Raw genomic sequence first — 24,583 nt, 5'->3', positions numbered from 1 at the left:
TTGAGGTTATGCGTGCTCTACGCAAAGGACAAGCTTCATTATTTTATAACGGTAATATTCTAGGAGAAGTTTGGCTAGTAAATAGAGTTTTTGGTCTCTAAGCTTTTTTGAAGGGAAAATCATCGACTCAGATCCCTATTTGCAACAGTGCCATTGATACCGCAACTTTCGCCAACGTCTTTCAAATCACAATGAATCTTGCGATAACCGTAGACTCCGCCAGATTCCAACCAGAACTGTTTAATTAATCCTGAAAGCTGTTGCCGCTTCCTCGCAGTTATACTGGTAGGTTTCTTTAACCAGGCGTAATAACCACTGTGATGAACATCTAACGTTGAACATAAACGACGAACAGACCATATATGTTGGTTGTCCCGAATAAAGGCGTACCTCATTTGGACTGGCTTGCGAAGCGGCGTGAAAGCAGTGCTTTCACTTTAATATGTCCCTTTCTTCAGTGACCCTTTGCAGCTCTTTTTTTAATTTCGCTAATTCTGTAGTTGGATCACTAGATTCTGTTGTCTTGGGCTGCTGTGGATCATAACGCTTGATCCAAGCATACAGAATATGTGTAGTGGTTCCTAAACGTGTAGCAACTTCAGCCACACTATGACCTTTCTCAGTGACTTGTTTTACTGCTTCAATTTTGAACTCTTCAGGGTATCGTTTACTGCTCATAAGCACCTCGTTAATTAGCCATTTTATCTAACTAAAAGGTGTCTACAAAATCGGGGGCTATTCATAAAAAGACACCTAAAAAGGTGTCTAAAAAATTAATAAGTTTTACTCCAATTAAATATTGTATTTTCAGCTACTCTAATTTACAGGCTCTACATTTTTACTTTGATACTTAGTTAGGCTATTCATTTCATTCAAAAATTGGCAATTAGTTCTTTACTAGGCCTAATAATGCTATCTTTAAAGTATCTGAGGCTATTTTATTGTAGGCATTGCAAATTCCGAGGTTGAATTGAGTTGGGTTATCATATTCATCCTTGAGTTCATAAACAGCACCTGCATCATAATTACCTTCATATAATTTACCATTTTTAAGAATAACCGCTTTACCGCGATAGCCTTCGCCATGATAAAAATTATATTGTTGAGACTCCGGAATATATGCAACCTGATAGCTAGCCCATGTTTCTACTATCGGATTGTTATCAGATGCTTTTTGTTCTGCTATCCATTCAGCGATAGTCTTATTTGTAAAGTCATCAAACTCGCTAAAACTTATATTTGGTTGGTTGTATTGCTGAGTCAAATATTGATGGCAAACGGAATCTTTTGGAAATGAGCCAGAGATATTTTTAATTTGATTAGAAAGGTTTAACCAATTTTTATCATTTTTGAGAGATTCTCCAGGATTCTTTAACAGTTCAGTAGTGACATAAGCAGAATTTAGGGGGCTATTATTTAATGAAATATTTTTAAAGGTAAGAGTAGACTTAAATTCAGGAGTTTCACTATCAAAAGTTGTAATAATTTTTCCATTTGAATTTGAAACCAGATATTGAGGATGTTGGCTATTGGCTGAGTAATAGATTTTATTTTTAGTCAGCACATATTCTTTACGAAATTGCCAAGCTGGATCATATTGGATGTTTTGTTGATACAATGTCTGTGTATTTTCATTAATTTTATTATTTAAAGTAGTCTTGTAATTTTCTATAAGAGAAAAAATATGGTCCTTCAACCCAACATCTACTGCTTTGATTTTATATTCAGCAATAGGAAACTCTAAAGTATGAACAGTTGTGTTCGATGGTGAACCATCTAAAGGTAAAGTAGGTGGTGTAGAAGTAGCATTATTGCTGTCATTATTTTGATTTACTTTAGAACTTGAACCTCCACATGCTGTTAGTAAAAGTGCCGAGCTAATCAGGAAGGTTAATTTTTTAATCATCATTTGTTTAAAAACTCAAATTATTTAAAGTACTTAATGCTTCGGTTTCTTTAGTAATTTGGAACATTATTTTATATTCACAAGAATCCCAAATACATAAGCTACTTCAGTAGTGTCATTTTCAATCAAGCTCATCTTATTTTTTAATAAGAAAAGAATCAATGTAGGTATTAGAAAATACATCAAAATATTCTCAAATGATCTCTATTTTTTGGAAAAACTGTTATTCCCCAATTAAAATGTCTATGCGATAAACCATTTAAAATGTCCTGTTTTTAACTACAAGAGTCAAGCACAGGATTTAAATTTCTTTGTTCAATAACAACTTTCTGAGCTTTACGACTTGGCATACTTTTCTTGGCACGGGAACGTTTATTCTGTTTTTCCAATGCTTCATGCTGTTGCTGGATATGTGCCAGGACTGAACCTAATCTTTTATTCTCAACCACTTCATTCTGCTGCAGTCCAGCCAGTTTATTGAAGATGCTGTAGTTGAGCTTTCGTCCCTCATGCATGAGGGCCACAGTGCCATCCGGATACTCCAGAAATGAAATGTATTACCCAACAAGCTTATGATTCAGCTCTGTCGGTTCAAGCAGATAAATATATTTGTCATACGTCAGGGTCAGATTCTTGGTGACCTTACGCGGTTCCTGCCAGGTAAAAATATCATCTAGTTCAACATCAGACTCTGTTAAAGGGCGATGCAAGTTCTTGGAATTTCTCGCACACTTGGCAAACTTCTGGTTGAACTGCTCAATAAAGCAGGGTAGCCAGGCATTGGCTTTGGCAATTGAACTGATGCCTTCCAGACGCATCTCCTTGATCAACCGGTCTTGAAGGGTTCTATTCGCGCGTTCTACGCGACCTTTGGCCTGTGGTGAGTTGGCAAAGATAATATCTATCTTCAACTCATTCAGAATCCGGCCAAATTGCGTGATTTTGCTGTCCTGGCTCGATTTCTGGTTCACTCGGAAAACCGAATGTTTATCGCTATAAAAGGCCAACGGCTTACCGTATTGTTCAATGTAGGCTCGGGTTGAAAGCATATAGTCGAAGGTCGTTTCCGCCTCACAGAAGCGCAGATGCAACAGCTTTCCAGTGGCATCATCGATATAAAACAGCAAGCAGCACTTAGCAGCGCGTCCTTCGAACCAGTCATGATATGAGCCATCAATCTGGATTAGCTCACCGAAGCAATCCCGGTTATAACGTGTGAACCGTACCGGGTTTGTCGGAGACTTTTTATTGAAGTTAGGCCACCTGACCTAACGGGTTAATCTTATCATAGTACATTGCTTCAAAATCAAAAGGCGATACATAACCCAGTGCACCGTGTACACGCTTTTTGTTGAACCAATCTACCCAATTTAATGTCGCAAGTTGTACATCTGCTAAACCTTGCCAATCTGCTTTTAAATATTCAATCACCTCTGTTTTGTATAAGCCATTCACCGTTTCAGCCAAAGCAATATCATATGAATCACCAGTCGTACCAACTGATGCTCGTAAATTTGCTGCCTCTAAACGATGACATTATTGTCAAAATGCAGGGTATTGGTGGCTCCCCTCAGGGGCATAATTTGCTGAAGCCTAAGTTACTACTAAAAAATTAAAAATTCTTAAAAAATAGGAGCTTATAGCTCCCATTTTTTGTTAGCTTTCTAAGTCCCTATGTTAATTTGAAGAATACTTCATCATAACGTCCGAATACAGCTATATTTTTTTGATTTCTACAATATCACTTGATTCAATTAGCGATTGGATATTACCAAATAAACTTTGAATATAATCAGACGCTATATGGATATCTAAATCCTCCCTGCTACGCCATTCTTCTAAGAAGAAATATCTACTCGAGTCATTTTCGCTAATATAAAGCTCATATTTCAAGCATCCTTCTTCTTGAAGCGTAGGCTCTATTACACTTTGTAAAAGCGCTTCTAACCTCTCTTTTTGATCTGATTTTGCCTTAAAGTTCGCAATTACTGAAATAGTCATTATTTCACCTTTAATTTGTTTTAGAAGTTTTCTAGTACAATTTTGCCTTTTGACTTACCTGATTCAAGCAACTTATGCGCCTTCTCCAAGTTTGCAGCGTTAATTTTTCCTAGATTTTGGTTGAGAGTACTTCTAATTTTTTGCTGGTCAACTAATTGGGCAACCTGTTGCAATAGATCACCTTGCTTTTCAATATCATCGGTTTCATACATTGAACGGGTGAACATCAACTCCCAATGGATAGAAATAGATTTAGTCTTAAACGGCATAATATCAAATGTTTGTGGATCATCGATCAATCCAAGCTTGCCTTGTGGTGCAATCAGAGAAACTATTTGCTTGATATATGTTTCTGTATGATTTGTAGAGAATACATACTTTGGTTTTTCAATGCCTAGTGTCTCGATTTGTGCATTTAAATCTTTGCTATGATCAATGACATGGTCGGCACCAAGTGATTCCACCCAAGATTTCGTTTCTTCACGTGAAGCTGTTGCTATAACGGTCAGATTTGTTTTTGCTTTTAGGAGTTGGATAGCGATTGATCCTACACCGCCTGCACCACCAATAATTAAAATACTGCCAACTTCTGTTTCTGAAATTTGAAACCGATCAAACAGCATTTCCCATGCCGTTATTGCAGTTAATGGCAATGCTGCTGCTTCTGCATTAGATACTGTAATGGGTTTAAGACTGATAATTCGTTCATCGACTGCTTGAAACTCAGCATTACTACCATCTCGGGTTAAATCGCCAGCATACCAAACAGAATCTCCTACTTTAAACGAGGTAACTTTTGAGCCAACTTCAATAATTTCCCCAACGGCATCCCAACCTAAAATACGATTATTTGCTTCAGACGAATTTTTTCTCACTTTGGTATCAACTGGATTCACAGAGATTGCCTGAACTTTTACCAGTACATCTCGCTCCTTAAGCGTAGGCTTCGCTTTTTCAATATCTACCAATGAATTTTTAAAATCATCATGGTTATTTATAACATACGATACGGCTTTCATAGATTTGTCCTTAACTTTAAAAATATAGTAAAAATGGGAGCGAGGTGCTCCCATTTTTTGTTATTCAATTATTAAAACTCTTGGCTCGTTGGGCGTAAAACAATTTCATTAATATCTACATCCGCAGGCTGTTCAATTGCATAAGCAATTGCTCGAGCGACTGAGTCAGCTGGTATAGCTTGTTTGTAGAAATCAGTAACAAACTCTGAACTTTCTTTATGAGAAGAACCGAATTTTAGTTCTGACTCAATTGCACCAGGCTCAATAGTAGTCGTTCTAATTGTTCCCCCAACTTCATGACGAAGGCCTTCAGAGATGGCTCTTACAGCAAACTTAGTACCGCTATAAACAGTACCTCCTGGACTAAATACTTTTAACCCTGCAACAGATGCGAGATTAATAAAGTGTCCAAAGTTTTGTTTTTGGAAAACAGGCAGTGTAGCTGCTATACCATAAAGAACACCTTTAATATTAATGTCGATCATACGATCCCATTCATCAACTTTTAGCTCACTTAATGGTGCAATAGACATTAATCCAGCATTGTTTACCAATACATCGATTTGACCAAATGCGCTTAATGCCTTTTCAATAAGTGCTTGTACTTCATGTGGTTTGGTTATATCCATACCAATAAATTCAGCTTGACCACCTTCAGCACGAATGTCGTGAACAATAGCCTGTAATTTTTCAGTACGTCTAGCACCAAGTACAACCTTTGCACCTTTTTTAGCAAGTAAGCGAGCAGTAGCTTCACCTAAACCACTACTTGCACCTGTGATAACAATAACTTTATTTTCTATATTATTCATACAAGTAACCTTCAACTTATCTGTCAATCATATTTGATGGATTAAGTATTACAGCCTTGTTAGGTATAATAAATGAATAATATTATCTTTCAGAATTCCTATTTACGGAATAATTACCATAACACAGGATTGGACATGCAGAACAAATTGGAAATGATGCGTATCTTTTGTGTCGCAGCAGAGTCTCGAAATTTTAAAGAGGCAGCAACTCAGCTGGGTATTTCCCCGCAGGTAGTGACACGGGCAATAAAAGAGCTAGAAGAGCAGCGCGGAGAGATTCTGTTTTACAGGAGTACTCGACAAATTAAAATTACCGCTGATGGTGAGCGTCTGGCAAAGCAAGCACATTTTGCGGTGGGATCCATTGATGCTCTGCTTGTAAAAGACACCAAGGAAAAACGAGATGAAATGCGTGGGACCGTCCGTCTTACTGTGTCGTCTGTGTTAGGGCGTAAATTGGTAGTACCTGCACTAGCAGAATTTGCCGCACGTTATCCAGATATTGTCGTGGATTGTGTGCTAACAGATTCACACTCGGATGTGATCGATGAGCGAATAGATATCGGGATCAGATTTGGATTTTTGCCGGACAATCGATATGTGGCAAGGGAATTGGCTAAAGTGAACTTTTATTCTGTGGGTACGCCAGAGTTAATTGATAAGGTTGGAATGCCCAAAAAAATTATTGACTTAGATAAATACCCTCTAACAGCACTATTCGATCATAAAACAGGGCGTTACTGGCCATGGACATTCACTGAAAGTCGAAGCTTTACGCCATCAAAGCCCCGTTTTATTACAGATGATCTAGAAGCTGAATTTCAAGCTATTCTCGCTGGAGTTGGATTCGGACACATGCCTGGATTTCTAGTTTTGCCGTGGCTTAGGAGTGGTAAGCTCATTCAGATACTTCATGAGGAAACCTCTCCCGTTTGGCGCCTGTATTTATATCGTCCACAGCGGGGCCCGACACCTTTGCGAATCCGAGCATTGTTTGATTACTTAGCGGAAGTGCTGGGCCATGTAGAAACCTGAATCAGATGGAACTAACCTTTTTTCTAGAAAGTAGAAATCAGATAAGACCATCATGTATTCAGAGTAACTACAATTTTTCCTATTTGCTGATTTGATTCAAGATAGCGCTGAGCATCATGCATGTCCTCAAAGTTAAAGCAACAGTCGATCACTGGACGAAGATATCCTGCACCTATACTGCTAAGAATAAATCGTCTGGCTTGCTCCCTTAGAACAGGGTTATGGAGAACCTCAAGGAACAAAAAACCTCGCATGGTTAAGCTCTTGCGTAATGCAACTTTAAGGGGAAATGGTGTGATCTCCGGGCTAAGTGCACCATGCATAACCATAGTTCCTCCCACAGACATCGCTTTTGCAATCTGTTCAATATGTGGCCCTCCTACAGCATCGAAGGCGACATCAAGATGTTCTCCACCCAAACGTAGAATAAGCGCCTCATACAAATCTGGTTCATCTTCATTGGCTATAACATTTTTAACACCGAGATCCAGTAAACGTTGCTTTTTCTCTATCGTCTGTGTACTTGCAATGACCTTAGCACCCGCTGCTTCAGCTATCTGTATCGCAGCTAGTCCTACGCTACTTGAAGCTGCTGTGATCAAGATCGTTTTTCCTTTCGAAACTCCACCAGCATGGATTACACCACCCCAAGCCGTTAAATACTGCATCCAGATTGAAGAAGCTTCTTCCCAGCTTAAACTATCGGGTTTGTGAACTAAAAAAGTTTCTGGAATCAGAATCTTGTCCGCATATGTCCCATATTTGGCTAGATTGTCAGTCGGAAGAATCGATACTGCATCTCCTGGAGAAAATTGACGTACACCTTCACCTATCGCAAGAACTATGCCTGCTCCCTCATATCCCAGACGAGAAGGGAATACTGCCTTTTGAATATAAGTACCACGCCGAAACATTACATCAGCCCGGTTGAGTCCGATCGTTTTCATCTGGATTAGAACTTCTCCTGCTGCTGGTAAAGCAACAGGAAGTGTTTCTAATGTCAGAACGTCTGTATCTCCAATACTATTGAAGCGCCAAGTCTTGGCCTGAAGTGCGTTAAATGACATCAATCACGACCTTAATATTGGCAGAGCGATCTTGAACAGCATCATGAGCCCCAATCGCTTGGTCTAGAGTAAAATGACGAGGATCAACAATAGGACGCAGTTTACCTTCCTCAACAAGACGAGTAGCGATCTTAAGGATATCACCATGATGAGCACGGCGATTGCCTGTTAACATCGGCATTAGGACGAATACGCCAGACACTGTGGCACAACGTAGAGATGAACTCGCTAAATTATGATTACCAAATGCAGCACAGCTGGTAATGTGGCCATAGTGAGTTGTCATGGAAAGTGAAGCTTCGAGTACTGGACCACCCACAGTGTCGTAAACAATGTTAAAACCTTGACCCTCAGGGCTTGCAGCAATAATGTCATCGGAAGATGCTGTTGTGTAATCGAGAGGTGTTGCACCGAGTTCTGAAATCAGTGATTGATCAGCTGTACGACCAGTCGCCCAAACATTTGCATCAAGTGCTTTTGCAAGCTGAACAACCATATAACCAACGCCACCAGCACCACCCTGAACCAGTACAGTTTGCCCTGGTTGGACCTTCGCGTTATCCACTAAACCTTCCCAAGCGGTGAGGAACGTCAATGGTAGTACTGCTGCCTCGCGCATAGAGATATTCCGTGGCTTTAATGCGATCAGATCAGCATCTGCTACAACATATTCTGCTAAAGATCCTTGAAGACCACGAACGCCACCAATCAGACCGTAAACTTCATCTCCAACGTTGAAGTGGGTGACACCTTCACCAACAGCAGTTACAACCCCAGCCATATCTGTTCCCAACACGGCAGGAAGCTCTGGCATAGCATAAGGTGCTTCACCAAGACGAATTTTATAATCAATAGGGTTTACACCACTAGCATGAATACGTACCAGAACTTGCCCAGCCTCTGGTTGAGGTATAGGGAGTTCTACACGTGTAAATTCATGATCACCAAAATTTTCTAAGATAAGAGCATTCATCATCTTATTCATAATTGTTCCTTATTTTTAACTGGGGGATGATGTGCACAGTACCAAAGTAAATTAATCCAATAAATGATATTTATAGGATTTAATAATTCCTAAATAATGAATAATAAATTTCATCCGCTCACTAAAAATATTCTAGTACAGTCTGTAAAGGCAGTTTAACCTAAACTGTTGGTAGTATTTTCAAGGCTTGAAACGTTCAAAATATCTACAAAGTGGCTAAAATTTGAAACATAATTCTAAAAGGTCACAGCATTACAAAGAACATGAGACAAAATAAAAAATGGGAGCTAAAAGTCCCATTTTTTTTGTGACTTTCGCATAAGCTCTATGATGTTAATTTAAAAAAACTAAAAACAGGGATAGAAAATTTTCGCTAAAGATCTTTTTAATTTTCGATTTATAAAAAATATTGCTTTTTTTATACTATGGGGTACTATAGTATAAATGCTAGCAAATAAGGAGGTCTGATGCCTAATCAGGTTGACGACAAAAAAAAGATTCTTCTACGCGTCAGAAAGATCAAAGGTCAGACGCAAGCGATTGAAAAAGCGTTAGAAGATAATGTGGAATGTGGTGCAATTCTGCAACAAATATGCTCAGTGCGTGGTGCTATTAATGGTTTAATGAATGAAATGTTGGAGGTTCATTTAAAGGACACATTAGTATCAGGTGAAACCACAGAACAACAACGAAAAGAAGAATTGGCTGAAATCGCCAAGATTCTAAAATCATATTTAAAGTAGATCTGTATAAGGAATTATTCCATGAAGTCACGTGCTGCCGTTGCGTTTGGTCCTGGTCAACCTCTTCAAATTGTTGAAGTTGATGTTGCACCACCGAAGAAAGGTGAAGTATTAATTAAGATCTCCCATACCGGTGTGTGTCATACAGACGCATTTACTTTATCTGGCGATGATCCTGAAGGTGTTTTTCCCGCTATTCTCGGGCATGAAGGTGCTGGTGTTGTAGTTGAGGTTGGTGAAGGCGTGACTAGCGTCAAACCAGGTGATCATGTTATTCCACTTTACACTGCTGAATGTGGCGAGTGCGTATTCTGTAAATCTGGAAAATCGAACTTGTGTATTTCCGTTCGCGAAACTCAAGGTAGAGGCGTAATGCCAGATGGTACCACTCGTTTTTCCTACAATGGTCAACCGATTTACCACTATATGGGCTGCTCAACGTTCAGTGAATACACTGTAGTGGCAGAAGTATCATTGGCTAAAATCAATCCTGAAGCCAATCACGAACATGTCTGCTTACTGGGTTGTGGGGTAACAACGGGTATCGGTGCAGTACATAACACGGCTAAAGTACAAGAAGGTGATAGTGTTGCGGTCTTTGGTTTAGGTGGTATTGGTTTGGCAGTCGTACAAGCCGCACGTCAAGCTAAAGCAGGGCGTATTATTGTGGTTGACATGAATCCAGATAAATTTGCGCTGGCAAAAGAGTTTGGTGCAACGGACTTCTTGAACCCTAAAGATTATGATAAACCAATCCAGCAAGTAATTGTCGAAATGACTGGCTGGGGTGTAGATCATTCATTTGAGTGTATTGGTAACGTGAATGTGATGCGTGCAGCCCTTGAAAGTGCACACCGTGGCTGGGGACAATCCGTAATTATTGGTGTAGCTGGCGCAGGTCAAGAAATCTCTACCCGTCCATTCCAACTGGTTACTGGTCGTAGATGGTTAGGTTCTGCCTTTGGTGGGGTAAAAGGTCGTACGCAACTTCCAGGAATGGTTGAAGATGCCATGAAAGGTAAAATTCAATTAGAACCATTTGTGACACACACCATGGGCTTGGATCAGATCAATGAAGCCTTTGATCTAATGCATGAAGGTAAGTCAATTCGTACTGTAATTCATTACGAATAATTCCGTCAGACCTTATACTTTTCCATGCATGTGAATCATGATTGACATGCATGGAATCCTCTAAAACGGCACATCATCTGTAAAACAGATCTATCTATGTATCCATCATGTATAGGTTCAACAAACCTGCCTACATTTTAAATCTTTATCAGTATTCTCTGTGGAGAATGTCAGACTCTTTGTTTACTCGATTTCTCATGAAGTCTTGCTCAACATAGGTAATTGATTATGGAAATAATTGAGAAACATGCTTCTTTTGGTGGATCGCAAGAAGTGTATCGCCATCAGTCAATAGCATTAAACTGTTCAATGAAATTCTCAATATATCTGCCACCTCATGACAAAGATGAGAAGTTGCCAGTTTTATATTGGTTATCAGGACTGACTTGCAACGAACAGAACTTTATTACTAAAGCCGGAGCACAAAAGTATGCGGCTGAACATAAAGTCATTATTGTTGCACCAGATACCAGCCCACGTGGAGAGGATGTACCAGATCATGCAGATTATGATTTAGGCCAAGGCGCAGGATTCTATGTGAATGCAACACAAGCACCCTGGTCACAGCATTTCAAAATGTATGATTATATTGTGGAAGAGCTCAGAAATCTGATTGACCTGAATTTTCCGACCAACCAAGTCCAAAGCATTATGTGGCATAGCATGGGTGGTCATGGTGCATTAGTAATTGGTTTAAAAAACCCTGAGCTGTATAAAAGTATTTCTGCTTTTGCACCAATTGTTGCACCTAGCCAAGTACCTTGGGGGAAAAAGGCTTTTACACAATACCTAGGTGAAACCGAAACTTTATGGAAAAGCTATGATGCGATTGAATTAATCAAAAACGATGAAGTTCATTTACCTATTTTAGTCGATCAGGGAACAGCTGATGATTTTCTTGAAGAACAGTTAAGACCTAAGCTTCTTAGTGATATTTGTTTGGAACAAGAATATCCTCTTACACTTAACCTAAGAGAAGGGTATGACCATAGCTATTACTTCATTGCGAGCTTTATAGAGAAACATATAGAGTTTCACAGCAAATTCCTAGCTAAATAACTTTCATAGATATGAAGATGTGCATGTTGTTCTTGAATGCTTCTTGAGCAATATAACTTCCAGATGAAGAGGTCAGCTTATAAATCTAAGGTAGAGTCAATTGATCCTTATATAACTAAGATTGAATTTAATCATCTCATATCTTGATTTTTTGATTCAAATGTTAATGATATTAACTTGAATAAATTCATAGCATTATGTCGAAATAAAAACCTAAATTTTGGCTCAGCTATGGGATGTTTTTTAACTTTTATACAACAAAACTTTCTGACATGCATACATTAGCAATGACAGAATCAGTTTGAATTCTAATCAATTGTGGAGTTTTAGTCATGCTTAAAACAGCTTTATATGTCCGTCTTGAAGCTAAACCGGGTAAAGAAGACGAAGTGGAAGCTTTCCTTAAAGCCGGTTTACCTATTGTAATGGAAGAACCTGCGACAGTTGCGTGGTTTGGCTTACGTCTTGGACCTACAACATTTGGTATTTTTGATGCATTTCCTGATGAGGCGGGTCGCCAAGCACATTTATCTGGCAAGGTTGCAGCTGCGTTGATGGCTCAGGCCGAAGAGCTATTTTCAGAGCCACCGTCTATTGAAAAAGTAGATGTTTTGGCGAGTAAACTACCAGCTTAAACCGACGCTTAAATGTATAAATGTGCTGCCTGAAATTTTGAATGAAAGGCAGCACTTCAACCCTGTGAGGTTTGTCAGAGGCTTTTTATTCAAGTTGGGCTACTTTATTTAATGGCTTAATCTCATCATTTACATGGGTCAATATCCAAAACAGGGTAAATAAACGAATGCAGCTATGTACATGCTTTATATTGAACCAATCTATCTAATTTACTGAACCGTACCGGGTTTGTTGGAGACCAACTTTCCTGAGATGAGAAGCATTGCTTCGCACGACGTAGCGAAGCGTAGTGTTCCGATGAAAAAAGTAAAATATACCCCTGAAATCAGAGATAGAGCGGTTCAATTATTGATTGACTACCAAGACGGTATCTCAGGTGAGTGACTTTACGTATATTCAAACAAATTCAGGCTGGGTCTATACCGCCTTTATTATTGATGTGTTTTCACGAGCAATTGTTGGATGGAAAGTATCAACACGTATGAATACAGATATGGTGCTTGATGCATTAGAACAAGCTTTGCATGATCGAGGTATGCCAAAGAATGTAATTCATCATTCCGATAGAGGTGTGCAATATCTTTCCATTCGCTATACCAATCGTCTAGAAGCAGCAAATTTACGAGCGTCAGTCGGTACAACTGGTGATTCATACGATAATGCTTTGGCTGAAACAGTGAATGGCTTATACAAAACAGAGGTGATTGAATATTTAAAAGCAGATTGGCAAAGTTTAGCAGATGTACAACTTGCGACATTAAATTGGGTAGATTGGTTTAATAAAAAGCATGTACACAGTGCACTGGGTTATGTATCGCCTTTTGAGTTTGAAGCAATGTACTATGATAAGATTAACCCGTTAAGTCAGGTGGCCTAACTTAAATAAAAAAATCTCCGATAAATCCGGTAAGGTTCAAAATGCGATTTATGGCTTTTTTATGTAAAAAAAAGTAATATTTGTTTTATTGTTAAATTATAACAATTAGTATAAATACACCTATGATTTACAGATGAAAAAGGTAGTTAAATGAAATATTTTTTAAGTTTAACTTTGTTAGTTTTAGCAATGACTGGGTGTACTTCGAGTCCAAAGACTGAAACTTTACAAGATAAGGCTACAAGCAATACTTCAGCTGATACGCAGGTCCTTAAATTTTCTGGTCCGAATGGTTTATTAATTTTTCTGAAATCATCGGATAACTTTGAAACTGCTTTAATGACTGATAACTCAGGCATGGTATATCGTTTAAAGCAAACAGTTGCTGGTAGTGGTATTCGTTTAGCTAATAATAATGGAGTTTCAATTCACTTTAAACGTGGTGAAGGGGTTGTTGAATTTGTAAAAGACCAGCCAATCAGCATTACTGAAGTAAAATAATAAGGTTTAAACTTTAAGAGAACCCCACACCATAATCTGCATACCGAAAGTTGGACACTATTCCTTGAAATGTGGTCAAACATGATCAAGGACTAATTCGCACTCTGTTAATGGGTGAATTCAAACATGAGGTGCGACAGTTTCAAAAGCCTTATGATAATCTGTGTGATTCATAGACATCACTTCAATATAATGGGTGTCTATGAACAGAGAAATTCAACAAAGACTCGTATGGGTTAAATTATTTGAAGAGACCAATAATGCTGGCCTGGTTTGTCGGAGATGTGGCATTTCTAGACCAACTTTACGCAAGTGGTGGAAACGATATTCTGAACAAGGTATTGATGGATTAAGTAGTCATAGTAAATGTCCCTTAAAATCGCCAAATACTAAAATCAATGCTGAGCTAGAAGCTTTAATATTGGAAATGCGCTCGGCTAGAAATCTGGGTGTTCGACGTTTGCAAACAGAATTAATGAGCTGCACGGAGTCTCGTTGTCCTTGGCGACTATCCATAAAGTACTATCCACCCATTAAGTCAAACCGATTAAAAAATTCCGTCGTAAAATAGATTACATTTGTCATGAACGTTCATTACCAGGCGATAGAATTCAAATGGATACCTGTAAACTGGGTCCTGGACTATATCAGTACACATCTATCGATGACTGCACACGATATCGCGTTTTAAGGATATATAAACGCCGAACAGCTGCGAATACACTCGACTTTTTAACTGTGTAATTGAATAAATGCCTTTTCCCATACAGCGAATACAGACCGATCGTGAACGAGAATTCTTTGTTGAAAAAATACAGAAAAAATGATGCAGTATGGGATCAAATTTAGGTCGAATAAACCGGGTTCACCTCATCTGAATGGCAAGGTAGCGCTCACAAAAGACTGATAAATCTGAGTTCTACGCTACTGTAGATATCGATTCAGAGGAAATTCAGAGCAAACTGGCAGAATGGCAGCATTACTGTAACTGGATGAGACCACATTCAGCTTTGCAAGGTAAAACACCGATGGAAAGGTACTTTGAATTATGTGAAGAAACTCCTTTCTTAGATGAAGTCCAGAAGCAATACGCCCCCTCAAATGAACGGATTCAACATGCCAGTTACAAGATGTATTTAGAGATTGCTAAATTGAAACGATCTCTATGAATTACGTATCTATATCATTTTTACTAATATAAAAACATATACGTAAAAATCACGCCCCGTTTAACTGGCAATAGTTTTTGAACCCTGGTATAAAAGCTTAAAAAAATCTAGCAAGTCTTTATTTAATGTTAATACTCATCCAGTATTGAGGTTTTTTATCTTTTCTTGCCTGTGATCTAGGTTGTAATACTCTAATTTCATACTCACCTGAAGCAGGTAAAATATAAATACCCTTATCATCAAGCTCTGGAGAATATTCTCCAAGATTGATGGAGTCTTTTAATTGATTACCCCATAAGTAAGCTTCAACATTTCCTCCAGTCAACTTCACTTTTAACTTTTGCCCTTTTTTAGCATAAAATTTGTAGGAATCATACTTGTATCCATCTATCCTTCCGTAATAATTTGCAGAGTAAGCTTTTTTAGCAAACTTAACTACAATAGTCTTTCGTATATCATTGTTATCATTTGCAAGTACGACAGGGCTAACTATAGTTAAAGTTAGGGCTATCAAAGCGCCAGCTAGTAATTTCGTATTCGCTATTTCCATAAGGTTACCCTAATTCTTGTATCGCTCCTGACATAATAATATAACTAATAAGTAACCATGAATCATAGAGCAGAAATGTGAATAGTCATAACATGGGGTTACACTTCAAATGCCAATTTAAGACTTGCAAAATTAATGGTTAATTAATTGGTTACTAAGGACTAGCCAATCTAAATATAAATTTTATTTAACAATTACTTATAGAAATATGTGATGCGTATGATACGCATCATATGAATATCGCTTAAATTTGCTATAATTCAATTGAGCAGTGCCATTTGTGGTTAGGTTAAAAATTCATGAGTCTTACTGAAATTAAGGTACGTCAAGCTAAATCAAAGGAAAAAATCTATTTTCTGGCAGATGATGACGGCTTAAGTTTGAAGGTAGAACCAAACGGACGTAAATCTTGGAGTTACCGCTATTCACTTGCAGGGACAAATAAACGTCCTCGCATGAAGTTGGGTGAATATCCTGTAATGTCCTTGAAAGAGGCCAGATCAGTCCGGGATGAATATAAATTTAATAATTATGAAAATAAACCACTGCATAAAAAATACATCAAAACTTTTCAGGATATTTGTGAAGAGTGGTTAGAATTTAAAATTAAAAATTCCTTTGAAGATGAACCACGATGCGGTGTAATTCAGCTCGCAAAAAAATGTTTAGATCAGGATGTTTATCCAAATATTGGACTAATGCCATTTATTGAAATTAAAAGATATGATCTAGTTAAGATTATTAAAAAGATAGAATCTAGAAATGTAAAAGAACCTGTAAAGAAAGCCTATAGTTATTTAAATCAGATTTATGATTATGCGGTAGCGATGGGGTATTGTGAATATAATATTGCACATGGACTTCATAAAATATTAGTCAACAATAAGATTAAGAAAAACTATCCTCATTTGAATTCAGATGAACTATCTAATTTCTTAGCTAAATTAAATCAGATTAATACAGATCCTATTATTAAAAAAGCCCTGTTATTTAAATTATATACAGGCGTCCGTGGTGGAGAATTATTGCTTTGTGAACCATATCACTTCGATCTAGATAAAAAAATATGGAAAATACCAGCCTTACATATTAAACAATATAGAAGAAAGGTTATTTTAGGTCATGATATCCCTGATTTTTTTGTTCCACTATCTGATCAAGCACTTGAAGTTGTGAAATCAGCACTCGTTTGGTCTCATGGCGAGAAATATGTGTTTTCTAGCCCCCGAAATAATAATAAACCTATTCATTTTAATACCCTGAACTTGATTATCAGAAAAATGGGATATACTAAAAATGAATTAACTTCTCATGGGTTACGATCGACATTTAGTACCATATTAAATGAATCCGGTTTATTTCAATCAAATTGGATTGAAGCACAGCTATCTCATACTGATAAAAATAAAACCCGTGCAAGTTATAATCATGCAGAATATTTTAATCAGCGTATGGAAATGATGCAATGGTGGGGCGATTTTATTGATAGTTGTACTGTAAATTAATGGTTATGAAATCCAAGTTTTAATTAGAATAGGCTTTGTTGCACAAACCTATTCACCGCCATAAATCATTATCTAAAATTGCATCTCGTGGTAAAAGCTCAATGGGCCGGTTCTATGGCTATAAATTACATGTTGTGATGAATCAACTTATAGAAATAGTCTGTTCACAATGATGATTTCTCTTAACTCGTAAAATTTATGACGGTGTTGAACGTGTTCAATTGAATCTTAAGCAAGGTAAATGGACAGAAGAGAACTTCATTAAGCCGTATCAAAATATTCTTGAAGAATAGGCATTTCATTTCACATTAGAGCGAGAATCTCATGAGAAAGTTGCCTGATTGAATGTAGTGAATAGATTCATTGCATAATTGTTGACTAAAATTTTCTATATCAGCCTGATTAAGATTAATCGGGCTGATTCTGTTAGGTCGAATATAATAGCGACCTGCTTCAATCATTTTTATTTGAACTTTATTTTATGTCACAGCTTGCTTCCCATTTTAAGCACAATCAGTTTTGTATTTTGTTGGAATATTTAAGTTCTGCTAAAGGCATTGCTGTACCAATGTCTTTAGCAGAATTTCCATGTGCGATCACTTTGGCAGATCGAGTGCATGCCGATAGTGATTTGGCACCACTTGAATGTGCGAAGACATTTCCTTCATCAATGGAAAAAATCATCCATTATTCAGGGAAAGGTCGGGATATTACTGATTTTGAGACCTTCTTAAAATCAACTCAAGCTTCGGGACAGAAAAATTTACTGCTTCTCACAGGTGATAAGTTAAAAGGGCATACAAATGGTCAAGATGGAACGAATCGCACCCGATATTTAGAGTCTGTAAATGCGGTCATGGCCGCAAAGTGTTATGGTGGATTTCACATTGGTGTAGCTTTTAATCCCTTTAAATATGCTGAAGCTGAACGTGATGCACAATATTTAAAACTTCACAAAAAGATTAAAGCAGGAGCAGACTTTATCGTTACCCAGTTGGGTTACGATATGGAGGCTTTAAAACAAGCCAAGGCTTTTTTAAATCGTCATCGATACCCACAAAATATACTTGCTTGTGTTATGCCACTTAGTTTGGCACGTGCCAATTTTATGGTGAAACATAAGGTCGCAGGAATTGTGATTACACCACACATGTTACGAGTGTTGGCTCAGGAAGAACAGGATGGACGAACTGAGAATGCTTATAAACGTTGTGCTATACAAATATTGATGTGTAAATATTTGAGTTTTGCAGGTGTGCATCTTTCAGCATGCCATAAGCCTGAAGAGCAAAAGCTTTTAGAAAAATATATTGAACAATATCGACATTATGGTTTACAGGAACTCGAAGCACTCTGGAATGCACTGTGGCAAGTGAAGACTAAAAATGAACTCGTGCCAGAATTAGCTTATTATTCCCGCCAACTATCCTCTAGCCAGCTTATTAAATATCAGCAATTGCATTTCATGCACAAGGCTCTATTTGAGTCCAAAATTGCCAAAGGTATGGGGCATTTTATTTTTAAAGCCTCATTCTGGGAAAATGCGCCTGCAGCAAAAGCATTGTTAAAAACTGAATTTATCTCTAAGCAAGGGATCGTAGGTTGTGAAAGTTGTGGTCAATGTAGGTTAGGAGATACTTTATATATTTGCCCTGAAACTTGTCCCAAAGGATTGGCGAATGGTCCTTGTGGTGGTACGACATTGGATCGCTGTGAGTTTGGAGATCGTGAATGCATTCATTCTGTGAAAGCCCGACTTGCCAAAGCCGTGGGACAGACTGACGTTCTAAAAGAAAAACTGATTCCAACTGTACCCATTGAAGTCCGTGGAACCAGTTCCTGGAAAAATTGGTATCTGGCGACTGAAGCTTAGCTTTCATCATCCATGGCATTCGAATAAAATTTCACGCCCAATTTGATGCGATCACGACCTTGGCTCATACGCCAACGGTTGGTATCACGTAAGGAGTATACACAGCCACAATATTCTTGTTGGTAGAATTCTTCCTTCTTGCTGATTTCAAGCATACGAACAGCACCACCATTTTTACGCCAGTTGTAGTCCCAATAGGTGATACCTTCATAATGTGAAGCAGAACGATGCCCACAATCATTGATCTGCTTCATATCTTTCCAACGAGAGATACCCAATGAGCTACTAATTAGGCTGAAGCCATTTTCAGCTGCATAAAGGGCAGTGCGTTCAAAGCGCATATCAAAACACATGGTACAGCGAATACCTTTCTCTGGCTCATTTTCCATGCCTTTGGCACGTGCAAACCAATTGTCTGTATCGTAATCACAGTCAATAAAAGGAATATTATGTTTTTCTGCAAAGCGAATATTTTCTTCCTTACGGATTTCATATTCCTTGACAGGGTGAATATTGGGATTATAAAAAAAGATCGAAAAGTCGATGCCTGATTCAATTAGGGTTTCCATCACTTCACCCGAGCATGGTGCACAGCAGGAGTGAAGCAGAAGCTTGTCGTGACCTGCTGGGAGAGTCAATTTCTGACGTTCAAGTTTGTTTGACATAGTTATATGGGTTTAAATCTAAACCCTATATTTTAACGATTTAATTAGATAGTAAGGATTTGATATACTGATATTTTCTAAGGTTAAGATGAAAGAAATTCACTAATTGAAATTTAATAAGAACTAAAGTATATAAGAGAATAACTACAATAATGCTTTGGAAGCAGAACATTGCAAGTTAATCAAGAGTCATTGAATGAAGCTTTAAAATTAAGTGAAGAAATTATTAGTAATATTGAGTTAAGTACCTCTTCTTTATCTAATTGCGCATTAAAGGCGAGTAGATTGGCAAGATTGCTAAATGAATTCGATTACCAAAGAATTTTTATCTTTGAAAGTAGTGGTTATCCTTCAAGCCCAAATGGTTTAACACCCGATATATGGGACTTATGTAAAAAAGCTGGAGAAGGAAAAACCGTAGAGAAAGCTAAGTTAGGGTCAATCGGAGCGATGGAGATTGAATTGGAAGCAATGAAGGACAGTCTAAAAATTGCACATGATCCTAATGTTTCAATAAGTTCAGCTAATCCGAATCAATTTGTTTCATCAGGTGGCACTAGTAATTTTTTAGAAAGAAAGAGTTTAAGAGATGGTATTAGCACGAACTCTCAATTTCTAACTAAACGACAAGCTTTTGTATGCGAATACGTGTCTAATAAATATTATGAGCTAAAATATTCAAAAATTACGTCAGATATTTTTTCTAGAACAAGAAAGTTTGTAGACGGAAAAATTGGAGATTTAGTACCATTATCAGCACAAAAATTTGCATCTGTTTATGAGAATTTAACGTCCGAAAATTCAGAGGATTGGTCAAATGCTGTTCATAGTTGTAGGCGAATATTACAAGATACTGCTGATGTGATTTATCCTGCTAGAGAGGATAAGACTATTAATTTAGACAATGGTGAAACTAAAATTATTAAATTAGGTGTGGATAATTATATAAATCGAATTATTGCATATGTTGATGAGCAGTCAGACTCTAAAAGATTTGAGGAAATCGTTGGTTCACAGATGAAATATTTGGGCGAGCGGTTAGATGCTATTTTCAAAGCTGCTCAGAAAGGTTCTCATGATATTATTACTTCTAGGCAAGAAGCTGATCTTTATGTTATTTACACATACTTGATAGTTGGAGATTTATTATCTTTGGTAGAGTTGCAAAAAACATTATCAATTTCAGATAAAGATTTTAGATAGCCGCTTAACTTACTGAATAACTAAAAATCCTCAGAATCTTTAATTTATTAAGATGAGTATTTCTCATCTTGAGCTGAATTTATATCGTTTTACTCACTTTCTTATTCACGTTTAAATACAGCCATTCAGAAATTTAGCTTTTTATAAAATTTTTAGGTGGCAATCTCCATGAGTACAGCATTTGAGTGTTCAATTAAACGTATCCGTTTTGATGAAAACTACACGCCAGCAGAAAGCACACGTTTAACCACAAATTTTGCCAATTTGGCACGTGGGGAAAGCCGTGAAGAAAACTTGCGTCGTACCCTTGCGATGATCAACAACCGTTTTAATAGCTTGGCAACCGTTGATAACCCGAAAGGTGATCGCTATTCACTTGAGATTGACATTATTTCTGCGGAAATTGATATTGAAGGTAATGGTCAAACTTTCCCATTTATTGAAACACTTAAAAGTGTTGTGATTGACCATCAAACAGGTGAGCATATTGAAGGCATGATCGGCAATAGCTTCTCATCTTATGTGCGTGATTACGACTTCAGTGTGGTATTGCCACAATTGGGTTGTGGTGTAGGTGAAAAACCTGAAGATTTTGGCAATCTACATGGCAAGCTTTATCAACATTTAGTCAATTCAGATGTATTTAAAGCAGAATTTAAAAAACAACCTGTCATTTGCTTAAGCGTTTCAACCTCTAAAACGTATTTCCGTACAGCCAACGTACATCCTATTTTGGGTGTGGAATACAAAAATGATGAATATTCACGTACCGATGAATATTTTGCCAAAATGGGTTTACGTGTACGCTACTTTAAACCAGAAGGTGGTAATGCACCATTAGCATTCTATTTCGCTGGCGATTTAGTCCGTGATTATACTGATTTTGAATTGATCAGTGCTATTGCGACCATGGAAAGTTTCCAACGGATCTATCGTCCTGAAATTTACAACACCAACTCTCCTGCAGGTGTGGTGTATCAACCAAGTCTAAGCTATGGCGATTATTCACTTACACGTGTGGTCTATGACCGTGTGGAACGTGGTGAGCTTGCAGTTAAACAAGGTAAATGGACGGAAGAAAACTTCATTAAGCCTTATCAAGACATTTTAAATGAATGGGCTGCAAATTTCGAAATCGAAACAGCTGCTTAATCCATTAAATTGATAAACAGATTTACGAATTTAGACAAAGAAGATTAGACATGGCGCTTACACAACCGAAACTTTTACTCCCAACTTCAACTGCGGGTAGCTTGCCAAAACCGTCTTGGTTAGCTGAACCTGAAAAATTATGGTCTGCATGGAAGCTTGAAGGCGAAGAATTATTAGAAGCTAAACGTGATGCTTTGAAATTATCATTACATGAGCAAGTCACTGCGGGTATCGATATCGTGAGTGATGGCGAGCAAACCCGTCAGCATTTCGTGACCACCTTTATTGAGCATCTTGAAGGTGTGGATTTCGAAAAGCGTGAAACGATGCGTATTCGTAATCGTTATGATGCGAGTGTACCTTCTGTTGTGGGTGATGTTTCTCGTAAAAAAGCCGTGTTTGTAGACGATGCGAAATTCTTGCGCAGCCAAACCAATCAACAAATTAAATGGGCGCTTCCTGGTCCGATGACCATGATTGATACACTTTACGATGGTCACTACAAGAGCCGTGAAAAATTGGCTTGGGAATTTGCCAAAATTCTGAATCAAGAAGCGTTAGAGCTTGAAGCAGTAGGTGTCGACATTATTCAGTTTGATGAGCCTGCATTTAATGTGTTCTTTGATGAAGTAAATGATTGGGGTATTCCGACCTTAGAGCGTGCGCTTGAAGGACTCAAATGTGAAACCGCTGTGCATATTTGCTATGGCTACGGTATCAAGGCAAATACGGATTGGAAACAAACTTTAGGTAATGAATGGCGTCAATACGAAGAGTCATTCCCGAAACTACAACAATCTAAGCTCGATATTATTTCACTTGAATGCCAAAACTCACGTGTACCAATGGATTTAATCGAATTGATCCGTGGTAAGAAAGTGATGGTGGGTGCAATTGATGTGGCAACCACTCAAGTGGAAACTGCAGAGGAAGTAGCAAATACGCTACGCAAAGCATTGCAATTTGTTGATGCAGATAAACTGTATCCTTCAACTAACTGTGGTATGACACCGCTATCTCGCCAAGTGGCAAGTGGCAAACTTGAAGCTTTAAGCGCAGGTGCTGCCATTGTTCGTAAAGAGCTAGAAGCTTAATCAAACGTAGTCTCGTGCGAAGCAGAACAAATCATCGCAAGGTCATTTGTCCAGCTTTATGCACGAGCACGTGATATGTACATTTGAGATGAAAGAGATGATTGAAGCAACAGACTTTAGAAATGCAATGTCTTTACTCACCACAGCAGTGAATGTTATTACGACTTCGGGTGAAACAGGTATGCATGGATTTACTGCATCTGCCGTATGTAGCGTGACGGATACACCGCCAATGTTATTAGTCTGTATGAATCAATCCTCCCGTTCACATGCCCATTTTGTTGAAAATAAAGTCTTGGCTGTAAACGTACTAAGTACTCAGCATGAACAGCTTTCAAATGCTTTTGCTTCAAGTAAATTCAGCTCAGAAGATCGTTTCAAACTCGGTGATTGGAGTACTATGGAAACTGGTTCACCTATTTTGAAAGATGCCTTGGTCAGTTTTGACTGTGAGATTCAAGATATTCAGCAAGTCGGTACACACAGTGTTTTCATGTGTCGTGTTCTTAAAGTTCAACAAAGCGATCAAGAAGAAAGTCTGGTGTATTTTAACCGTGCTTATCATCAAGTGGGTCAGTTGGAACACGCTTAACTCAATGCCTTAATTCTTTTATCTTTTTAAAGTTAGTTTATTGTGGAACTTATAACCTTTTTAGTCATCGGCGCTTTTGCTGGTTTTGCAGCAGGGCTGTTTGGTGTCGGCGGTGGTACGATTATTGTACCACTGCTTTTTATTGTCTTTACCCAAATGGGCTATGACCCCGATGTGGTTATGCACCTCGCATTAGGCACATCTTTGGCAACCATTGTTGTAACCTCGATTAGCTCATTGATGGCGCATCATAAAACTGGTGCTGTGATTTGGCCTGTTTTTAAAAATCTAGCGCCACCTATGGCGATTGGTTGTTTTTTTGGGGCAGGTTTTGCTGGTTTGATATCAGGATTACATCTACAAATCATTGTTGGCTTATTTCTGATTTGGGTCGCATATACGATGTTTACAGGTGCCAAAAAAGCAATTGACCCAACGAAAACGTTACCCTCATCAGGTCAACAAGTTGCTGCAGGTAGTGTGATTGGGGTTGCATCAGCAATCTTTGGTATTGGTGGTGGAAGTCTGACGGTTCCATATCTGAATCGCTATGGTGTGGTCATGCAGAAGGCTGAACCGTACCGGGTTTGTCGGAGAGTCAATATTCTGAGATGAGAAGCATTGCTTCGCAAGACGTAGTGAAGCGTAGTGTCCCGATGACAAAATTAAAATATACCCCTGAAATCAGAGAAAGAGCGGTTCAATTATTGATTGAATCTGAAAAAGATTATCCTTCTACTTGGGCTGCAATCACAGCAATTGCGCCTAAGATTGGTTGTACTCCTGAAACACTTCGTGCCTGGCATCAAAAGCATTTAGATCAGCAAAATCCTATTAAAGTACAACAGATATCTGATCAAGAAAAAATGAAGCAAATGGAACGTGAAATTAAAGAATTAAAGCGTGCCAATGAAATTCTACGTAAAGCAGCCGCTTTTTTCGCCCAGGCGGAGCTCGACCGCCCACACAAATAATGGTGGATTTCATCCATAACAATAAAGACTT

20 protein-coding genes and 10 pseudogenes are annotated in these 24,583 nt (G+C 38.1%); 19 read left to right on the top strand and 11 right to left on the bottom strand.

The window, feature by feature from the left end; translation table 11 throughout:
• Positions 1-101: pseudogene (locus tag NI469_RS12945) on the top strand (IS6 family transposase); the annotation flags it as partial.
• A 51-nt stretch (positions 102-152) separates the two neighbouring features.
• Here NI469_RS12945 and NI469_RS12940 read toward each other — a convergent pair.
• The 7 genes and pseudogenes from NI469_RS12940 to NI469_RS12910 all read right to left on the bottom strand — a co-directional run.
• Positions 153-678: pseudogene (locus NI469_RS12940) on the bottom strand (transposase); the annotation flags it as partial.
• A 208-nt stretch (positions 679-886) separates the two neighbouring features.
• A complete protein-coding gene (locus NI469_RS12935) occupies positions 887-1,909 on the bottom strand; it encodes a hypothetical protein (RefSeq protein ID WP_180087568.1) in 1,023 nt (340 codons plus the stop codon).
• A 272-nt stretch (positions 1,910-2,181) separates the two neighbouring features.
• Positions 2,182-3,129, bottom strand: a pseudogene (locus NI469_RS12930) (ISNCY family transposase); the annotation flags it as partial.
• A gap of 31 nt (positions 3,130-3,160) precedes the next feature.
• A pseudogene (locus NI469_RS12925) lies at positions 3,161-3,439 on the bottom strand (integrase core domain-containing protein); the annotation flags it as partial.
• 183 nt (positions 3,440-3,622) lie between these two features.
• Entirely contained in the window at positions 3,623-3,907 is a 285-nt protein-coding gene (locus tag NI469_RS12920; RefSeq protein WP_005206902.1) for a putative quinol monooxygenase, read from the bottom strand.
• A gap of 20 nt (positions 3,908-3,927) precedes the next feature.
• Positions 3,928-4,926 carry a zinc-binding alcohol dehydrogenase family protein gene (locus NI469_RS12915; protein ID WP_004682270.1) on the bottom strand — a complete coding sequence of 333 codons (999 nt, stop codon included), beginning with the start codon at positions 4,924-4,926 and terminating at the stop codon, positions 3,928-3,930.
• 71 nt (positions 4,927-4,997) lie between these two features.
• Entirely contained in the window at positions 4,998-5,738 is a 741-nt protein-coding gene (locus NI469_RS12910) for an SDR family oxidoreductase (protein ID WP_001059480.1), read from the bottom strand.
• Positions 5,739-5,873: 135 nt separating this feature from the next.
• Between NI469_RS12910 and NI469_RS12905 the strand changes: the two genes are divergently transcribed.
• Complete coding sequence (locus NI469_RS12905; RefSeq protein WP_253175395.1) at positions 5,874-6,773, top strand: LysR family transcriptional regulator; 900 nt, start codon at positions 5,874-5,876, stop codon at positions 6,771-6,773.
• Positions 6,774-6,823: 50 nt separating this feature from the next.
• On the opposite strand, the gene NI469_RS12900 is transcribed toward NI469_RS12905, so the two are convergent.
• Positions 6,824-7,840: a zinc-dependent alcohol dehydrogenase family protein gene (locus NI469_RS12900; protein ID WP_180087567.1), complete on the bottom strand. Its 1,017-nt coding sequence runs from the start codon at positions 7,838-7,840 to the stop codon at positions 6,824-6,826.
• Positions 7,830-8,825, bottom strand: coding sequence for a zinc-dependent alcohol dehydrogenase family protein (locus NI469_RS12895; RefSeq protein WP_180087566.1), 996 nt, complete (start codon positions 8,823-8,825; stop codon positions 7,830-7,832). Before NI469_RS12895 ends, NI469_RS12900 begins: the two co-directional genes overlap by 11 nt.
• A gap of 467 nt (positions 8,826-9,292) precedes the next feature.
• On the opposite strand from NI469_RS12895, the gene NI469_RS12890 reads away from it, so the two are divergent.
• The 7 genes and pseudogenes from NI469_RS12890 to NI469_RS12860 all read left to right on the top strand — a co-directional run bounded on the left by NI469_RS12890 (position 9,293) and on the right by NI469_RS12860 (position 14,944).
• Entirely contained in the window at positions 9,293-9,568 is a 276-nt protein-coding gene (locus NI469_RS12890) for a metal/formaldehyde-sensitive transcriptional repressor (protein WP_005105873.1), read from the top strand.
• Positions 9,569-9,589: 21 nt separating this feature from the next.
• Positions 9,590-10,702, top strand: a complete 1,113-nt coding sequence (locus tag NI469_RS12885; RefSeq protein WP_005105874.1) for an S-(hydroxymethyl)glutathione dehydrogenase/class III alcohol dehydrogenase — start codon at positions 9,590-9,592, stop codon at positions 10,700-10,702.
• A 228-nt stretch (positions 10,703-10,930) separates the two neighbouring features.
• The gene (gene fghA, locus NI469_RS12880; RefSeq protein ID WP_213687786.1) at positions 10,931-11,761 is read left to right on the top strand and encodes an S-formylglutathione hydrolase; all 831 of its coding nucleotides are present in this window, start codon (positions 10,931-10,933) and stop codon (positions 11,759-11,761) included.
• Positions 11,762-12,093: 332 nt separating this feature from the next.
• On the top strand, positions 12,094-12,396 hold the full coding sequence (locus NI469_RS12875; protein WP_000920558.1) for a putative quinol monooxygenase: 303 nt from the start codon (positions 12,094-12,096) through the stop codon (positions 12,394-12,396).
• 377 nt (positions 12,397-12,773) lie between these two features.
• Positions 12,774-13,274: pseudogene (locus tag NI469_RS12870) on the top strand (IS3 family transposase); the annotation flags it as partial.
• A gap of 150 nt (positions 13,275-13,424) precedes the next feature.
• Positions 13,425-13,775: a hypothetical protein gene (locus NI469_RS12865; RefSeq protein WP_004281821.1), complete on the top strand. Its 351-nt coding sequence runs from the start codon at positions 13,425-13,427 to the stop codon at positions 13,773-13,775.
• Positions 13,776-13,977: 202 nt separating this feature from the next.
• A pseudogene (locus NI469_RS12860) lies at positions 13,978-14,944 on the top strand (IS481 family transposase).
• A gap of 118 nt (positions 14,945-15,062) precedes the next feature.
• Here NI469_RS12860 and NI469_RS12855 read toward each other — a convergent pair.
• Positions 15,063-15,494 (bottom strand): PPC domain-containing protein, encoded by a 432-nt coding sequence (locus NI469_RS12855; protein WP_180039075.1) that lies wholly within the window; start codon positions 15,492-15,494, stop codon positions 15,063-15,065.
• 299 nt (positions 15,495-15,793) lie between these two features.
• On the opposite strand from NI469_RS12855, the gene NI469_RS12850 reads away from it, so the two are divergent.
• The 4 genes and pseudogenes from NI469_RS12850 (at position 15,794) to NI469_RS12835 (ending at position 18,872) form a co-directional block, all read left to right on the top strand.
• Positions 15,794-16,999, top strand: a complete 1,206-nt coding sequence (locus tag NI469_RS12850) for a tyrosine-type recombinase/integrase (protein WP_180039076.1) — start codon at positions 15,794-15,796, stop codon at positions 16,997-16,999.
• A 50-nt stretch (positions 17,000-17,049) separates the two neighbouring features.
• Positions 17,050-17,166: pseudogene (locus tag NI469_RS12845) on the top strand (transposase); the annotation flags it as partial.
• Positions 17,167-17,175: 9 nt separating this feature from the next.
• Positions 17,176-17,292 (top strand): annotated as a pseudogene (locus NI469_RS12840) (putative oxygenase MesX); the annotation flags it as partial.
• Between the two features lie 188 nt (positions 17,293-17,480).
• Positions 17,481-18,872: a methylenetetrahydrofolate reductase C-terminal domain-containing protein gene (locus tag NI469_RS12835; protein WP_180087564.1), complete on the top strand. Its 1,392-nt coding sequence runs from the start codon at positions 17,481-17,483 to the stop codon at positions 18,870-18,872.
• On the opposite strand, the gene NI469_RS12830 is transcribed toward NI469_RS12835, so the two are convergent.
• On the bottom strand, positions 18,869-19,537 hold the full coding sequence (locus NI469_RS12830) for an epoxyqueuosine reductase QueH (protein WP_004647714.1): 669 nt from the start codon (positions 19,535-19,537) through the stop codon (positions 18,869-18,871). The two genes, NI469_RS12835 and NI469_RS12830, sit on opposite strands and share 4 nt — an antisense overlap.
• A gap of 171 nt (positions 19,538-19,708) precedes the next feature.
• On the opposite strand from NI469_RS12830, the gene NI469_RS12825 reads away from it, so the two are divergent.
• The 6 genes and pseudogenes from NI469_RS12825 to NI469_RS12800 all read left to right on the top strand — a co-directional run.
• Positions 19,709-20,740 carry an AbiTii domain-containing protein gene (locus tag NI469_RS12825; RefSeq protein ID WP_180039078.1) on the top strand — a complete coding sequence of 344 codons (1,032 nt, stop codon included), beginning with the start codon at positions 19,709-19,711 and terminating at the stop codon, positions 20,738-20,740.
• 168 nt (positions 20,741-20,908) lie between these two features.
• Positions 20,909-21,892, top strand: a complete 984-nt coding sequence (locus tag NI469_RS12820; protein WP_180039079.1) for a putative oxygenase MesX — start codon at positions 20,909-20,911, stop codon at positions 21,890-21,892.
• A gap of 50 nt (positions 21,893-21,942) precedes the next feature.
• Positions 21,943-22,986 (top strand): methionine synthase, encoded by a 1,044-nt coding sequence (locus tag NI469_RS12815; protein ID WP_180039080.1) that lies wholly within the window; start codon positions 21,943-21,945, stop codon positions 22,984-22,986.
• Between the two features lie 97 nt (positions 22,987-23,083).
• Positions 23,084-23,578 (top strand): flavin reductase family protein, encoded by a 495-nt coding sequence (locus NI469_RS12810; RefSeq protein WP_004647846.1) that lies wholly within the window; start codon positions 23,084-23,086, stop codon positions 23,576-23,578.
• A gap of 42 nt (positions 23,579-23,620) precedes the next feature.
• A pseudogene (locus NI469_RS12805) lies at positions 23,621-24,151 on the top strand (sulfite exporter TauE/SafE family protein); the annotation flags it as partial.
• A gap of 83 nt (positions 24,152-24,234) precedes the next feature.
• Positions 24,235-24,583, top strand: a pseudogene (locus tag NI469_RS12800) (transposase); the annotation flags it as partial.

The organism is Acinetobacter lwoffii (assembly GCF_024129735.1).
Taxonomy (GTDB): Bacteria; Pseudomonadota; Gammaproteobacteria; order Pseudomonadales; family Moraxellaceae; genus Acinetobacter; species Acinetobacter lwoffii_H.
This window is presented reverse-complemented; position numbering and strand designations above follow the sequence as displayed.